The organism is Actinoallomurus sp. NBC_01490 (assembly GCF_036227085.1).
Taxonomy (GTDB): Bacteria; Actinomycetota; Actinomycetes; order Streptosporangiales; family Streptosporangiaceae; genus Actinoallomurus; species Actinoallomurus oryzae.
Window position 1 is genome coordinate 7,895,057 of record NZ_CP109433.1, and the last position, 14,392, is coordinate 7,909,448.

General features: G+C 71.4%; 13 protein-coding genes. 7 read left to right on the forward strand and 6 right to left on the reverse strand.

Features of this window, described 5'->3' with window-relative positions; all coding sequences use genetic code 11:
• Positions 1–31: 31 nt before the first annotated feature.
• From OG417_RS36390 to OG417_RS36405, 4 genes are all read left to right on the forward strand, one after another.
• Entirely contained in the window at positions 32–520 is a 489-nt protein-coding gene (locus OG417_RS36390; protein ID WP_329238759.1) for a cupin domain-containing protein, read from the forward strand.
• Positions 517–2,190 carry an MFS transporter gene (locus OG417_RS36395; protein ID WP_329238762.1) on the forward strand — a complete coding sequence of 558 codons (1,674 nt, stop codon included), beginning with the start codon at positions 517–519 and terminating at the stop codon, positions 2,188–2,190. Before OG417_RS36390 ends, OG417_RS36395 begins: the two co-directional genes overlap by 4 nt.
• A gap of 17 nt (positions 2,191–2,207) precedes the next feature.
• Positions 2,208–2,825 carry a hemerythrin domain-containing protein gene (locus OG417_RS36400; RefSeq protein WP_329238765.1) on the forward strand — a complete coding sequence of 206 codons (618 nt, stop codon included), beginning with the start codon at positions 2,208–2,210 and terminating at the stop codon, positions 2,823–2,825.
• A 139-nt stretch (positions 2,826–2,964) separates the two neighbouring features.
• On the forward strand, positions 2,965–4,053 hold the full coding sequence (locus OG417_RS36405; RefSeq protein ID WP_329238768.1) for a baeRF2 domain-containing protein: 1,089 nt from the start codon (positions 2,965–2,967) through the stop codon (positions 4,051–4,053).
• A gap of 67 nt (positions 4,054–4,120) precedes the next feature.
• On the opposite strand, the gene OG417_RS36410 is transcribed toward OG417_RS36405, so the two are convergent.
• The 5 genes from OG417_RS36410 to OG417_RS36430 form a co-directional block, all read right to left on the reverse strand.
• Complete coding sequence (locus tag OG417_RS36410) at positions 4,121–4,297, reverse strand: DUF3099 domain-containing protein (RefSeq protein WP_329238770.1); 177 nt, start codon at positions 4,295–4,297, stop codon at positions 4,121–4,123.
• A complete protein-coding gene (locus OG417_RS36415) occupies positions 4,294–5,391 on the reverse strand; it encodes a baeRF2 domain-containing protein (RefSeq protein WP_329238774.1) in 1,098 nt (365 codons plus the stop codon). The genes OG417_RS36410 and OG417_RS36415 overlap by 4 nt, the downstream gene beginning before the upstream one ends.
• Before the next feature lie 33 nt (positions 5,392–5,424).
• Positions 5,425–6,771 carry a vWA domain-containing protein gene (locus tag OG417_RS36420; RefSeq protein WP_329238777.1) on the reverse strand — a complete coding sequence of 449 codons (1,347 nt, stop codon included), beginning with the start codon at positions 6,769–6,771 and terminating at the stop codon, positions 5,425–5,427.
• Positions 6,755–7,615 (reverse strand): AAA family ATPase, encoded by an 861-nt coding sequence (locus OG417_RS36425; RefSeq protein ID WP_329238781.1) that lies wholly within the window; start codon positions 7,613–7,615, stop codon positions 6,755–6,757. The genes OG417_RS36420 and OG417_RS36425 overlap by 17 nt, the downstream gene beginning before the upstream one ends.
• Before the next feature lie 81 nt (positions 7,616–7,696).
• Positions 7,697–9,460 carry a serine/threonine-protein kinase gene (locus OG417_RS36430; RefSeq protein WP_329238784.1) on the reverse strand — a complete coding sequence of 588 codons (1,764 nt, stop codon included), beginning with the start codon at positions 9,458–9,460 and terminating at the stop codon, positions 7,697–7,699.
• Positions 9,461–9,589: 129 nt separating this feature from the next.
• Between OG417_RS36430 and OG417_RS36435 the strand changes: the two genes are divergently transcribed.
• Together OG417_RS36435 and OG417_RS36440 are read left to right on the forward strand one after the other, a co-directional pair.
• Positions 9,590–10,309: a Clp protease N-terminal domain-containing protein gene (locus OG417_RS36435; RefSeq protein WP_329238787.1), complete on the forward strand. Its 720-nt coding sequence runs from the start codon at positions 9,590–9,592 to the stop codon at positions 10,307–10,309.
• A gap of 60 nt (positions 10,310–10,369) precedes the next feature.
• Positions 10,370–11,491 (forward strand): 5-methyltetrahydropteroyltriglutamate--homocysteine S-methyltransferase, encoded by a 1,122-nt coding sequence (locus OG417_RS36440; RefSeq protein ID WP_329238790.1) that lies wholly within the window; start codon positions 10,370–10,372, stop codon positions 11,489–11,491.
• A gap of 15 nt (positions 11,492–11,506) precedes the next feature.
• Here OG417_RS36440 and OG417_RS36445 read toward each other — a convergent pair whose 3' ends face one another.
• The gene (locus OG417_RS36445) at positions 11,507–12,091 is read right to left on the reverse strand and encodes a nucleosidase (RefSeq protein ID WP_329238793.1); all 585 of its coding nucleotides are present in this window, start codon (positions 12,089–12,091) and stop codon (positions 11,507–11,509) included.
• A 430-nt stretch (positions 12,092–12,521) separates the two neighbouring features.
• Here OG417_RS36445 and OG417_RS36450 point away from each other — a divergent pair, with 430 nt between their 5' ends.
• Positions 12,522–14,042 (forward strand): hypothetical protein, encoded by a 1,521-nt coding sequence (locus OG417_RS36450; protein WP_329238796.1) that lies wholly within the window; start codon positions 12,522–12,524, stop codon positions 14,040–14,042.
• Positions 14,043–14,392: the final 350 nt, after the last annotated feature.

The following is a 14,392-nucleotide window of genomic DNA, read 5'->3' on the forward strand; positions in this document are numbered from 1 at the left end:
CTATCGCCTTCCTGATTATACGGAGGTGAACATGTCGGTCGACATCGACGGCGGTAAGGCCCTTCTCGTGCGCGGCGCCGACGCGGAGACGGTCGGCGGCGCGCCCATCACGACGTGGCTGCTGGCCGAAGGCGATCCCACGGGCGGGTCGGTGAGCGCCATCCGATCGAAGATGGCCCGGAGCACCGGCGGGCCACCGCCGCACTACCACGTCGGCTCGGCGGAGATCTTCTTCGTCATCGAAGGCGGCCTGCGCGTACTCGCGGGCGAGGAGGTGATCACGGCCGGCGAGGGTGATCTCCTCCTCGTCCCGCCGGGCATGCCGCACGCCTTCCGCACCACCGAGGACAGCGGTGTGGACATGCTCGTCCTCAAGCCCACGGCGGAGCGGTTCGAGTACTTCCGGCTGGCGGATCGGATCCGGAGGGGCCAGGCAAGCCCCGCGGAGATCCTTGCCAAGCAGGACATCTTCGACAACCACTTCGTCGACAGCTCCGTCTGGGCGGAGGAGCTGCGATGAGCACGCCCTCCACGCAGGAGGAGACGGCGACCAGCGCCCCGGCGGACCCCCGGCGGTGGCTCACGCTGGCCGTCGTCCTGGTCGCCGGGTTCATGGACCTGCTGGACGTGACCATCGTCAACGTCGCCGCGCCGAGCATCCAGCGCGACCTCGACGCGGGCTACTCGGCCGTCGGCTGGGTCACCGCCGGCTACACGCTGGCCTTCGCCGCGATACTGATCAGCGGCGGACGGCTCGGCGACATCTACGGGCGCCGCCGCCTGCTCCAGATCGGCATCGCCGGCTTCACCGTCGCCTCTCTGCTGTGCGGCGTGGCGACCGGCCCCGGAATGCTCATCGGCGCCCGCGTCCTCCAGGGCGGCATGGCCGCGCTGATGATTCCGCAGGTGCTGTCGATCATCCATGTCACCTTCCCCCCCGAGGAGCGCGGCAAGGTCTTCGGCATGTACGGCGCGATCGGCGGCCTGGCGCTGATCGCGGGCCCGCTCCTCGGCGGCCTGTTCATCCGGGCCGACCTTTTCGGCTGGGACTGGCGGCCGATCTTCCTGGTGAACGTTCCGGTCGGTGTGCTCGGCGTCGTCGCGGCCTCGATCTTCGTGCGCGAGTCGCGGTCGCCCGACCCGCTCCGGGTGGACGCCGGCGGAGTGATCCTCGCGACGGCGAGCGTGCTGCTGCTGGTCTATCCGCTGGTGCAGGGCCGCGAGCTGGGCTGGCCCGTGTGGACGTTCGTGATGATGGCGGCCTCGGCCGTCGTGTTCGCGGCCTTCGTCTGGTACGAGCGGCGGGTGATCGCACGCGGCGGGTCGCCGCTGGTCGTCCTGAGCCTTTTCCGGTCGCGCGGCTTCGCCGGAGGCTTCAGCGTCAACCTGCTGTTCAACACCGCGTACGGGATCTTCTTTTTGATGTGGACCCTGTACATGCAGGTCGGCCTCGGCTGGTCGGCGATGCACGCCGGACTGACCGGCATCCCGTTCTTCATCGGCATGGCGCTCTCGGCCGGCATGGCGGTGCAGTACCTGACACCACGGTTCGGGCGGAACGTGCTGTTCGCCGGCGGATTCCTGCTGATCGCCGGGACGCTCGGTCTCGCCCTCGCCGCCGGGCGATACGACGCCGGCATTCACTCCTGGCAGATGGGCGTGCCGCTCTTCGTCATGGGGCTCGGCATGGGGTATGTGATCGCACCGGTGATCGATTTCGCGCTCACCGACGTACCGCGTGACGCCGCAGGCGCGGCCTCCGGGGCGTTCAACACGACGCAGCAGCTCGGTACCTCGGTCGGCATCGCACTGATGGGCGTCATCTTCCTCACCGGACTGCCCGGCCACGCCTCCCAGGGCGTCGACGCCGTGGCACCGCGAGTCCGCCAGGAGCTGTCGTCCGCCGGTATCCCCGCACGGACACAGGACCGCGCCCTGGCCGGCTACCGGACATGCGCGCGGGACCGCGCCCGGGAGAAGGACCCCGCCGCCGTCCCGCCGAGCTGCGCCGTCCCCCCGCCCGGCGGTACGGCGACCGCACGAATCCTCGCCGCGCACGCCCCGGAGACGCAGGGCGTGACCTTCTCCCGTGCCTTCCAGACCGGCATGTACGGCGTCGCGGGACTGATGGCGCTGGTCACGGTCCTGATGCTCAGCCTGCCCAGGTTCGCCCAGCCGCGCGAGCCGTGACACCACCGGAGACGACCGTGATCGACCTGACGCTGATGTACGCGACCCACGACGCCTTCCGGCGCGATCTGGGCCGGCTGGCCCTGGTCGCCGCGACCGGCGAGATCGGCTCCCGCGAGGCGCTCCGCGCCGGCTGGAACGACTTCCGCCGCTTCCTGACCGTGCACCACGTGGCCGAAGACGCCGTGCTCTGGCCCGCCCTGCGGGCGAAACTGTCCGAACGCCCAGCGGACCTGCGGTTGCTCGACGACATGGAAGCCGAACACGCCGAACTGGACCCGCTGCTCGAGGCGGTCGACATGGCCATCGCCGTCGGTGACCCGGTCGCGCTGGACGAGCACGGCGACGCTCTGGTCGGCGGCCTCGCCGCACACCTCGACCACGAGGAGACGGACGCGCTGCCGCTGATCTGCGAGACGCTGACCGACGCCGAGTGGGCCGCGTTCGGCCACGAGCAGCGCCGGCGGCTGGGCCTGTCCGGCGCGGCGGAGTACTTCCCCTGGCTCCTCGACGGAGTGCCGGAAGACCGAGCGCACGAGGTGCTGAGCATCCTGCCGCCCCCGCTGCGCCTCGTCTACCACGCTCTGTGGGCTCCCCGCCACAGACGACGTCCTCGCTGGAACGCCGTCACCTGATGTGAACCGCCGGGTCTCGGAGACCCGGCGCGCCGTGCCCGGAGCCGCCGGCCACCGGTGGTTCCGGGCCTTCCGGCCGGTACCACGCTGATCGCCGCGCCCAGGTTTGGCCAGCCCAGAGCGGGTAACGGCGAGCCACATGGACCTTTCCTTTCTCCGACCGCTGTACGAACGGCCTGGTCCGTACGTGTCGATCTACCTCGACATGACGCGGACGGCCGAGGACTCCTCCAAGCTCATCGAGCTGCGCTGGCGCGCGCTGCGGGAGAAGGCGGCCGCCGACGGCGCCCCGCGGGAGGCTCTGGCCGCCCTCGACGACCTGGTGCGCGAACACGACGAGCGCCGGACCTCGGGCGGGCTCGTGGCGTTCGCCACGGACGCGGAGGTGGTCCTGTCCGACGTACGGGACGAGCCGCCCGTCGCCGAGCAGGCGCACCACGGTCCGCTCCCCCACGTCATGCCGCTGCTCGCGGGCGGCCCTGAGCCGCTTCCCTACCTGGTCGTCGTCGCCGACCGGCAGGGCGCCGAGATCACCCGGGTGGGCCGCGACCGGACGCGCCGGACCACCGAGGTGCGGCCCGAGTCCGAGTTCCCGATCCGCAAGCCGCACGGCGGCGACCTCAACCAGTCACGGATGCAGCGCGCGGCCGAGGACACCTGGCGCGCCAACGCCAAGGCCGTCGCCCGTAAGGTCGACGAGCAGGCCACCGGCGAGAAGGCTGCCGTGATCGTCCTGGCCGGCGACCCGCAGGCGCGCAGCGCGGTGCTGGACGAACTCTCCAAACCGGTGCTCGCCCGCACGGTCGAGTCCCGCCACGCGGAAGGCGCCCCGCTGGCCGAAGAGGTCGAGCGCGCCGTCGAACTGGCCGAGACCGAGGACCTGACCGACCGGGTCGAACGCTTCCAGCGGGAGCAGGGCGAGGGCGGGCGCGCCGTCACCGGGCTGAAGGCGGTGACCGAGGCCCTGCGCCGCGCCCAGGTCGACACGCTGGTCATCGAGGATCATCCGGAGTCCACCGACCGCCTGTGGTTCGGCCCGGCCCCGACCGACGTGGCCACCTCCGCCGCCGACCTGCGTGCGGTGAACATCACTGAGCCGGAACAGGACCGGGCCGACGCCGTTCTCGCCCGCGCGCTGGCGCAGACCGGAGCGGAGATCGTCGTCCTGTCCGAGGAGGGGCCGCCGCTGGAACACGGCATCGGCGCCGTCCTGCGCTTCGCCGCCTGAACCGCTCCCACCGCCGGCCGGTACGTGCGGACCTCGGCCGACGTCCATGGCGTCGGCCGGGCGGTGGTCAGGTCGTGCCGTCGCGGTTGGCGATGATGACCGCGACGAGAGGGATGATCGACGCCACGCCCGTCAGCGCCACCGCCCACACCCGCGAGTACGGTGCGACGACCGTCCAGGAGATCAGGTAGAGCAGCGCGCAGATCCCCATCAGCGTCAGGTAGATCCGCCCGCGGCGCCTCACGGGACGGCGGCGCGGTCCCCGTACCGCAGGAGGGCGCCCAGCCCCTGGTGGGCGCGCCAGTCCTCCAACGTGATCAGCAACAGTTCGCCGTCCGTGCCGGCCAGGGCCCGGACCAGGGCGGCGTCCGCGCGGTCCGGCACGGGATCGGAGACACCCCGCTCGCGCAGCTCGTCCGGGGACGTCGCGAGGTCGGTGCACTGCGGGCCCGTCCACACCGGCGCGCGGGCGTCGGTGCGGCCGTCGAGGAGCAGGCTCGCGACCTGGGCGTTGCGGAGCGCGCCGACGACGGGCCGCAGGCCGTCCACGGCACGCCGTCCCTTCCGCAGCTGCTCGTTGAAGCGCTCCACGGCGGAGGTCATCCGGGCGGCCCGGGTCCGCCGTACGGTCTCGGCGACGTCGGCGTCCAGGTTCGGGCCGGCGGCGCGCGACTCGACGGTACGGGCGAGCACGGGCTCGGACAGGTGTTCCAGTACGGCGGCGCGTTCCCGTACGTCGCCCGCGATCACCACGAGCTCGAACCCGCAGGAGCCGACGGTCTGGTCGATCACGCGCGCGGTCTTCTTGGCGTTGGCGCGCCAGGCCTCCTCGGCGGCCTGCTGGACGTGCGGCTGGCGGAACATGTCACCGCCCTTGGGCTTGTGCACCGGGGCCTCCACCGACGGCGGCACCACGGCGCCCCATCGCGTGCCGTCCGCCGCGACGCAGGTGAGGTGGGCACCCAGCCGGTTGACCACGGCGACGAGACGGGATACCGGCTCCCCCCGCTGTTCGAGCAGCGGGACGACGTGCGGCAGCGGCGCGTACCGTGCCACTTCCTCGCGCGGCGGGCCGTCCAGCAGCGCCGCGTACGCGACCTCGCCGCCGCACGCGAACACCGCCAGGCAACCGGATTCCCGCCGCTCCTTCTCATCGCGAACGACGCGTTCGACCGCCGCGATCGTCTCCGGCGGGGCCCCCTGGTCGGCCAGCTCCTTGCACTGGACATGCCGGCGCACCTCGACGGCCCGCGGATCCTCCGTACGCCGCATGTCGAGATAGACCGATGCGAACGGCCCCGGGCGGTCATACAGCGCCCTGAGGAACGAAAGGTCCATATCGCATGCCATACCCCGTCCTCGGCGGCGGGATCAGGCCAGAGTCTCGACGAACTCCGCGAGCTGGGTGAGGTTCCGGCACTCGTGCATCGGCAGCACCTCGCCGTACATCGAGGCAGCCGAGTCACCGGAGTCCCAGTCCCGGGCCGGTTCGGGGTTGAGCCAGTACGCGTGCCGCGCCCGCCCGGCGAGCCGGCGGACCGTGTCCAGGCCCGGATCCTGATAGTTCGTCCGGGCGTCGCCGAGGATCAGCAGGGACGTCTTGGGCGTGATCGCGTCGCCGTACCGCTCCTCGAAGACCGCGAACGCGCGCCCGTAGTCGCTGTGCCCGCTCACCCAGACGATGTCGGCCTCGTTCGTCATCCGGGTGATCGCCTCGACCACGTCGGCGCCGGGGGCGAAGAACCGGGTGACCTCGTCCAGCCCGTCGATGAAGGCGAACGCCCGCACCTTGGCGAACTGCTCGCGCAGCGCGTACGTCAGCAACAGCGTGAAGTGGGCGAAGGAGGAGACCGAGTCGCTCGCGTCGCAGAGCACGACCAGCTCCGGCTTGTGCGGACGGCGCGGGCGGTGGTGCGTGGTCAGCGGCACGCCGCCGGTGGACAGCGAGGTCCGCACGGTACGGCGGAAGTCGAGGCGCCCGCGCCGGCCGTGGCGGTTGCGCACGGTGAGGCGCGTGGCGAGACGGCGCGCGAGCGGGTAGATCTCCCGGCGCAGGGCGGCCAGGTCGGCCCGGGTGGCCCGCAGGAAGTCGACCTGTTCGAGGGGCGGCCGTACGTTGGCGCGGGCGACCCGCTCCAGGCCGCCCTCCTCGGCGATCCGGCGGCGTACGTCCTGCCCGACGAGCTCCTCGAACCGGGCGATCCGCCGGGCGAACGTCCGCCGCGCGGTCTTCTCCTCCAGACCGCCGCGCTCGGTGAGCACGGCGTTCAGCAGTCCGGCCATGAGCGTGTCCGCCGACACGATCCGCAGCACCTGGTAGGAGAACCACTGGCCGGACCCGCCGCCGCCCCGCCCGTACGCGCCCACGACCCCGCGGGCGAAGGCGCGCAGTGCCTCCTCGTCGCCGCTCAGCAGGATGCCGCTCAGCTCGTCGCGGAGCCGCCCCAGCTCCGGGTCGCCGTACGCGGGCCGGTCGCGCGCCTCCTCGGGGCTGCCCATGACCGGCGGGAACCACAGGTCGAAGAGCAGGTCGAACGCCTCACGGTGCGCGGGTCGCTTGACGAGTGTCGCCGCGTACGCCGCGCGCAGCGAGGCGCGGTCACCGAGGTCGACGGCCTCCAGCGCGTGGGCGGCGTCGAGGCCCTCGGCGAGTGACACCGGCAGTCCCGCCTCGCGCAGCGCGGCGACGAACCCGATGTGCCTATCGAGAAGAGCCATCGAGTTCCTTGCGGGCGCGCTCCTGGTCGGAGTTGTGCTTGAGGACGACTCCCAGGGTGGCGTTGATCGCGTCCGTGTCGAGGTGGTCGAGGCCCAGCGCGAGGAGCGTACGGGCCCAGTCGATGGTCTCGGCGATCGAGGGCGCCTTCTTCAGCTCCAGCGCGCGCAGCGTGGCGACGACCTGCGCGAGGCGTTCGGCGAGGGCGTCCTCGATGCCGGGGACGCGGGCCTTGACGATGTCGCGCTCGCGTTCGGGGCTCGGGTAGTCGAGGTGGAGGTACAGGCAGCGCCGCTTGAGCGCCTCGGACAGCTCACGGGTGGCGTTGGAGGTCAGCACGACGAACGGGCGGCGTACGGCCGTGATCGTGCCCAGCTCGGGGATGGTCACCTGGAAGTCCGACAGCACCTCCAGGAGCAGTCCCTCGACCTCGACGTCGGCCTTGTCGGTCTCGTCGATCAGCAGCACGGTCGGGTCGGCGCGCCGGATGGCGGTCAGCAGCGGCCGTTCGAGCAGGAACTCCTCGGTGAAGATGTCGTCGTGCGTGGCGCTCCAGTCCTGGTCACCGGCGGCCTGGATGCGCAGGAGCTGCTTCTTGTAGTTCCACTCGTACAGGGCGCGCGGCTCGTCGAGGCCCTCGTAGCACTGGAGCCGTACGAGCCCGGACCGCGTGGTCTCGGCGACCGCCTTGGCCAGCTCGGTCTTGCCCACCCCGGCCGGGCCCTCGACCAGCAGCGGCTTGCCCAGCGCGGCGGCCAGGTAGACGGTCGTCGCGATGGCGTCATCGGGCAGATATCCCACGGACGCGAGCCGCTCACGTACGTCACCGGGGGATGTGAAGGTCATCGGCCCTCCCGTGGCACTGTTCCGAACCGCGTTCGAAACTACCCCACACCCACCGGGCCGAGGCGTGCCGTCTCCGCGTCGTCAATGACAGCGGTTGTCGTCCTGCGGCTTCTGACCGGACGGGCAGGTGTACGGGCGGATGGTGCCGATCACCTTCTTGATCTCCTCGTCGGAGACCTGCCCGGAGATGCCCCGGTCCGCGAAGACGGTGAAGAAGACCGGCCCGGTCGACGATCCGGGCACCGACGCCATGGCGACCGTCTCCACCATCGCGTGCGGCGGGGTGCAGGCGTCGCCGCCGGCGGCGGTCGTCACCGCGACGGTGGTGTACGCGGCGTCGACGCCGTTGAGCGTGATGCTTCCGCCCTGGCCGGTGCTGACCGTCGGCGGCCGGGGATGCGCGCCGGATCCACCGTAGGCGGCGTTCGCCCACTTGCGGGCCTCGTCGGCGGCCGCGTACTGCAGAGTGCCCAGCTGGGTCTTTGACGGCTTCTGCGTGGACAGCACGCCGCCCCGCACGCCGGCCACGACCGAGGTGCACTTGCCCCTGTCGACCTCGGCGACGCCCTTCTCCGCGGCGAGGATGTTGCTGTTCGCGTCCGGGAAGTAGACCACGTAGCCGGGAGTCTTCACCGTCCAGGTCGGCGGCGCGTCGTAGGCGATCCCGTACTGCGGGGCGACCGTCGTCTTCCAGCCGGCGATCAGCGGCCCCGTCTCCGCCCGCGGCGTCCGGCTCGCAGCGCTCCTGGTCGGGGTGGGACCGGGCTTGGGCGGCGGCTTGCCGTCCCACGTCAGGGCGACGGCCGTGCCCGCGGCGAGCGCCACCACCGCGGCACCGACCCCGACGACGAGGCCCACGCGGCGGCCCCGCTTCGGCCGGGAGTTTCCAACGGTCGCCGGCGGCGCGTCCTGGCGGGTCGTCGCGTCACTCGGGAAGCGGTGGTTCGGTGCCCAGTCGGCGGTCGTCGCCGGCGCGGCCGGTGACCGCGGGCCGGCGGCCTGGCCGCGCAGGGCCGCGACGACCGCCGGGGCGCTCTGTGGCCGCGCGGCGGGGTCCTTGGCGAGCAGGTCCAAGGTCAGCCGGTCGAGATGGTCCGGTACGTCGGGCCGCCGTGACCGGGGAGGAGCGGGCGTCTCGTTGAGATGCCGGTACATGATCGCGGCGGGGTTCTCCCCCGAGTCGAAGGGCGGTGAGCCGACGAGCAGCTCGTACAGCACGCAGCCGAGCGAGTACAGGTCGGATCGCGCGTCGAGCCGCTCCCCGCGGAACTGCTCGGGCGCCATGTACAACGGCGTGCCGATGTAACTGCCGGACGCGGTGAGCTGCGTCGAGTCGCTGAGCCGGGCGATGCCGAAGTCGCAGAGCTTCACCCGCCCGTCGTCGAGCAGGAACAGGTTGGCGGGCTTGATGTCGCGGTGGACGATGCCACGCGAGTGCGCCGCCGCCAGCGCGTCCGCCGCCTGCGCCGTCAGCGAGACCGCCAGCTCGATCGGCACCCCACGGGGTTCCCGCGCGAGGACGGTACCGAGATCACGGCCGGTGAGAAGCTCCATCACCAGGAAGATCAGCCGGTCCTGCCCGTCGCGGTGCTCGTCGATGTCGAACGTCACCGTGATACCGGGGTGCTGGAGCGCCGCGGTGGTCTCCGCCTCGCGGCGGAAGCGCTCGACCGCCGACTCGTCCGTCGCCAGTTCGGCCGGCAGGACCTTGATCGCTACCGGCCGCCGCAGCCGCAGGTCGACGCCGCGCCAGACGTCCCCCATGCCGCCCGCGCCGATCCGCTCTTCCACGCGATAGCGGCCGCCGAGCTCCAGCCCTGGTTCGATATTCGACCTTCTGCGCACGATTCGACATTCCACCAGAACATCGGCGCCACCGTCGTGCGTGTCGCCGAAAGTCGTTGATGGGGTTATATACAAGTAACCCCATTAGGGTTACGGTCAGGACACCTACGGATCCGAAGGGATGTCGTGATGCCGAAGATCAACGTTTACCTGCCCGACGACCTGGCCGAAGCCGTCAAGGACTCGGGGGTGCCCGTGTCCGCGATCTGCCAGCGCGCCCTGGACCAGGCGGTCCGCCGGGTCAACTCCATCCGCGCGGCGGTCCTCAGCGACACGGGCCCCGAGGACCTGGCCTCACGCCTGCCGAACTTCACCGAACGGGCGCGTACCACGCTCCGGCTCGCGGTACGGCAGGCCCGCGAGCAGGGCGCGCCCGAGGTCGGGACCGAGCACCTTCTCGGCGGGCTGCTGGGCGAGGGCGGCAACCTGGGCCTGCAGGTGCTGCGCGTGCTGGAGATCCAGCCGGACCAGCTGACCCGTGAGCTGGCGCGGGTCGCGCCGGCGGTCACCGCCGAGGAGGCGGGACGGCGCTTCAGCGCGCCGGCCGCGAACGCGCTGGAACTCACCGCCACCGAGGCGATCGGGATGCAGCACAACTACATCGGCTGCGAGCACCTGCTGGTGGCTCTGGCGCTGGAGCCCGACGGCACGGCCGGCCAGGTCCTGCGCTCGCTGGGCGCCGACGCGCGCGCGGTGCGCCGTACGGTCACCGCGGCGGTCGCCGGCTACGCCCACCTGCGCTCGCAGAAACCGGCCGTCGATCCGCAGGCGGCGCTGGCGGCGGCCGTACGCAAGGAGATCGAGCCACTGGTCCGCCGGATCGAACGCCTGGAGAGTGCGGCGAAGTGACTCGACGGTTCGGCGCGGGCGGAGCAGACTGATCAAACCGTCAACCATCTGGAGGCGACGATGCCGGCTCACGCGAAGCCCCCGTTCCGCGCCGACCATGTCGGGAGCCTGCTGCGGCCACCGGAGCTCCTGCGCGCCCGCGACGATGCCGCCGCCGGGCGGATCGGCGCCGAGGAGCTCCGGGCCGCGGAGGACGAGGCCATCCGCTCGGTCGTGGCGATGCAGGAGGAGGTCGGACTGCAGACGGCCACCGACGGCGAGTTCCGCCGTACGACGTGGCACATGGACTTCATCTACCAGCTCGGCGGGATCGACCCGGCCACCGGCGAGCAGATGCGGATCCACTTCCGCAACGAGGCCGGCGAGCTGAACTTCACCTCGGCCGCGCTCAGCGTGCACGAACGGGTCCGGCTCGACCACACGATCTTCGCCGACGACTTCCGCATGCTCCAGGGATGCGTCACGAAGAACACGCCGAAGCTGACCATCCCCTCCCCCAGCATGGTCCACTACCGCGGCGGCCCCGCGTCGATCGACCCGGCCGTGTACCCGGACGTGGAGGAGTTCTGGTCCGACCTGAGCGCGGCGTACGCCGAGCAGGTCCGCCGCATCGGCGAGCTCGGCTGCACGTACCTGCAGTTCGACGACACCAGCCTCGCGTACCTGAACGACCCGGCCCAGCGCGCCGAGATCGCGGCCCGGGGCGACGACGCCGAGCACATGCACCTGCGGTACATCAAGCAGATCAACGCGGCCCTGGCCGGCCGCCCCGAGGACATGACGGTCACCACGCACATGTGCCGGGGCAACTTCCGCTCCTCCTGGGTGGCCTCGGGCGGCTACGACTTCGTCGCCGAGGCGCTGTTCGGGGAGCTGAACGTGGACGGCTTCTTCCTGGAGTACGACGACGCTCGGTCGGGCGGGTTCGAGCCCCTGCGGTACGTGCCCCGCGACAAGAGGGTCGTGCTGGGCCTGGTGACGACGAAGCACGGCGAGCTGGAGTCGAAGGACACGCTGAAGCGGCGCATCGAGGAGGCGTCGAAGTACATCGACGTGGACCAGCTGTGCCTGTCCCCCCAGTGCGGCTTCTCCTCCACGGTGGAGGGCAACGTGCTGACGTACGAGCAGGAGGTCGCCAAACTCCGCCTCATCGTCGAGACGGCCGCCGAGGTCTGGGGCTGACGCGAAGGAAGCGGCTCAGGTGTAGGCGGGAATACTGCGGGCGGCCCATTGCGCGAGAGCACGGGCGCACTCGGCGACGGTTTCCCGCCAGGTCCTGGCGGCCCCTTCACCAGCGTCGTCGCTGACGTGTTTGACGATGCGAACGGGTACGCCGGCTCGGCGCGCGGCGGTCGCCAGGGCATAGGCCTCCATGTCGACCAGGGGTGCCTGCGCCGCCAGGCGGGCTCGGGCGGCCTCGTCGGCGATGAATGAGTCTCCGGTGGCCAGCGTCGGGCCGTCCGCGTCTTCGAGCGTCAGGGGTGCGCCGTAGGTTTCACCGGTCAGGCTGCGCAGGGTGTCGCTGTCCAGGTCATGCTGTATGACCGTGCCGATGACGTGGGTTCCGGTCCAGCCGGGGCGCAGGGCCCCGGCTGTGCCGAGGTTGACGACGCTCGACGGTAGTGGGCCGCGGGCGAGCGTTGTGGCCAGCGCGGTCGCGGCGTTGACCTTGCCCATGCCGGTCAGAAGGACGGGCAGAGACGTGTCGAGGTACTGAGCCTCTTCCTTGACCGCCAGCACGAGCAGCGGACGGTCATGGGTGATCTCTCCGGTGAGCTGCATGAGATCACGCTATCGAGGCCTGGTTACCCCGTACGGGGAGCTGAACGTGGACGGCTTCTTCCTGGAGTACGACGACACGCGGTCCGGCGCCCAGGGCCGACGCCTTTACATAGTAAAGTACACACTGCCGTCAGTGACCCCGGTCGCGTCTCGCCTGGGCCGCCACGTCGGGCGGCATCGCGCAGCTCATCGTCGCGGAGGCGGGCGATCCCGAAAGTCTCAGCGACCACGTCGGCCGCGTCGTGCGGAGAAGCGCATCGCCGGTCCCCGCCGCTGACCTCGCCGGCGATCACATGACAGATTGTCAGATCGTTGCCTTGACGGATTGTTCAACGATTTTTTACAGTGAAACCGTTTGCACACGGCGATCCATCCCTCCCCCCGCTCCCCGGCCGACCCCGCCCGGGGCATCCCTTTGTAGAGGAACAGGATGAAAATCCCCAGCATCCGGTGCGGAGCCGCCGTCGGCGTCCTCGCCGTGCTCGCCGCGACGGGCGTCTCCCTCGGGGCGGCCGGTCCGGCTTCGGCGCGGACCACCGCCGGACCATGTATCGGCTCGACCGCGCCGCTGTCGGTCGAGGAGGACCGGCTGTCCTGGGTACTGCCCGACAACGACGACCCGTCGGCTCCGCAGTCCACCTCGTTCGCCGCGCAGATGATCGAGGGCGGCGGCTTCCAGGCGTACGGTCCGGAGTTCACGCGGCGGCTCTGCGGTACGCCGAGTCTCAAGGCCGCGACGGAACTGGTGAAGAGCGAGGGCGAGGCGCTCTGGCGAGCGGCCGTGGCCCGCGCCCAGCGGAAGGGCCGCGTCACGGGCACCCTCCCGTACAGCGACGACCGCCCGCTCTACTGGACCCGTCTGCAGTCGACCGCCACCCTGCGCCGCTGGACCCCCGGCTTCCCCCTGTCCACCACGCAGCGGTCCGCGCTGATCACCACGTACGACCGGGCGTCCCGCGGCATGTTCGACATCCGGTTCCCCGCCGGAAAGGGCGTCCGGCGCGTCATCATGAGCGGCTTCGACCCGTACACGCTCGACGGCGGCACGACCGGCAGCGCTCCGGGAACGGTGGGCAACAACATCCGGCACGGCAACCCGTCCGGAGCCACCGCCCTCGCCCTCGACGGCACCACGTACAAGACGAAGGACGGCCGGACCGCCTACGTCCAGGCGTACACCCTGCCGGTCAACTACACCGAGTTCGGGCAGGGCTATCTGGAGGACACCGTCGGGCCGTTCATGCGCCCCGGTCCCCAGCGGGTCGACGCCTCGATCACGGTCAGCCAGGCCGGCGACTCGGTGTTCGACCTCGAACAGTGGAACGGCCGCTACCACGGCGTCTCGCCGGGCAACGACCACAGCCAGCCGTGCCCGACGGTGGGCGGCGTGCCGCAGCTCGCGGTCGACGACCACGGTTGCGACTCGACGGTCGTGGACCGCTGGGGCGGCCCGAAGACCTTCAGTCTCACCGACCCGCCGCAGTGGACCACGACCACACTCCCGATCGCCCAGATGATCCGCGCGAACACGGGCGCCTCGGTCGCCCGCCCGCCCGGCGACGAGTGGCCGGACCCGTCCGTGGCGTTCGGCGTCGTCTGGCACACGAACTACACCGAGTTCCCGGACTGCTCCTCGACCCAGCGGGTGACGCGCAACAGCCCGCCGCCGACGGAGTTCCCGCCCCCGACCGCGCCGACGCCCCCGGACCCGGGCTCCTGCTCGTACAGCGGCGGAGGCGGCAACTACCTGTCCAACGAGAGCGCCTACCGCAACACGCTGCTGCGCGACCGCATGGGCCTGCACATCCCGGCCGGCCACATCCACACGCCGGACATGCAGCACTTCGAGACGTCGTTCAAGGCGAGCGACGGCACCTTCGACGCCTGGCGACTGGCCATCGTCGCCCAGGCGAGCAACCTCATCCACGCCGTCGCGGACAACGCACGCTGAGATGTCGGGCGGCCCCGGGAGAAGGCCGGGGCCGCCCGATGAACACACCCCCCGGTCTCGCTTACACCGTGGTCGGTCCCGGCGTCCCGGTCCACCAACGGTCCTGGGGCACCGACAGACGGGGCGATCGCATCACGGCCCAGCCCCCGTTTCTGTGGGGTTCGGTCGCCGAACCGGTGACGGCCGCGGCCAAGGTCACCGACTGTTTCGGCTCCGGCCGCCCTCGACCGGTGGGGCGCCTCCGGCACCCGGTACGCCTACACCAGCGCCAACTACCTGATCCTCGCCGCCGGACGCTCGGCCCTGCTGCTCCGCCGACCAGCGGTCTCCTCCTTCCGGCGTCGCCGGAT

Excerpts from the sequence above, each read along its gene's own strand:
- OG417_RS36450 (WP_329238796.1), top strand. The coding sequence starts at position 12,522 with ATGAAAATCCCCAGCATCCGGTGCGGAGCCGCCGTCGGCGTCCTCGCC.
- OG417_RS36390 (WP_329238759.1), top strand. The coding sequence starts at position 32 with ATGTCGGTCGACATCGACGGCGGTAAGGCCCTTCTCGTGCGCGGCGCC.
- OG417_RS36395 (WP_329238762.1), top strand. The coding sequence starts at position 517 with ATGAGCACGCCCTCCACGCAGGAGGAGACGGCGACCAGCGCCCCGGCG.
- OG417_RS36420 (WP_329238777.1), bottom strand. The coding sequence starts at position 6,771 with ATGGCTCTTCTCGATAGGCACATCGGGTTCGTCGCCGCGCTGCGCGAG.
- OG417_RS36405 (WP_329238768.1), top strand. The coding sequence starts at position 2,965 with ATGGACCTTTCCTTTCTCCGACCGCTGTACGAACGGCCTGGTCCGTAC.
- OG417_RS36415 (WP_329238774.1), bottom strand. The coding sequence starts at position 5,391 with ATGGACCTTTCGTTCCTCAGGGCGCTGTATGACCGCCCGGGGCCGTTC.
- OG417_RS36425 (WP_329238781.1), bottom strand. The coding sequence starts at position 7,615 with ATGACCTTCACATCCCCCGGTGACGTACGTGAGCGGCTCGCGTCCGTG.
- OG417_RS36435 (WP_329238787.1), top strand. The coding sequence starts at position 9,590 with ATGCCGAAGATCAACGTTTACCTGCCCGACGACCTGGCCGAAGCCGTC.
- OG417_RS36445 (WP_329238793.1), bottom strand. The coding sequence starts at position 12,091 with ATGCAGCTCACCGGAGAGATCACCCATGACCGTCCGCTGCTCGTGCTG.
- OG417_RS36440 (WP_329238790.1), top strand. The coding sequence starts at position 10,370 with ATGCCGGCTCACGCGAAGCCCCCGTTCCGCGCCGACCATGTCGGGAGC.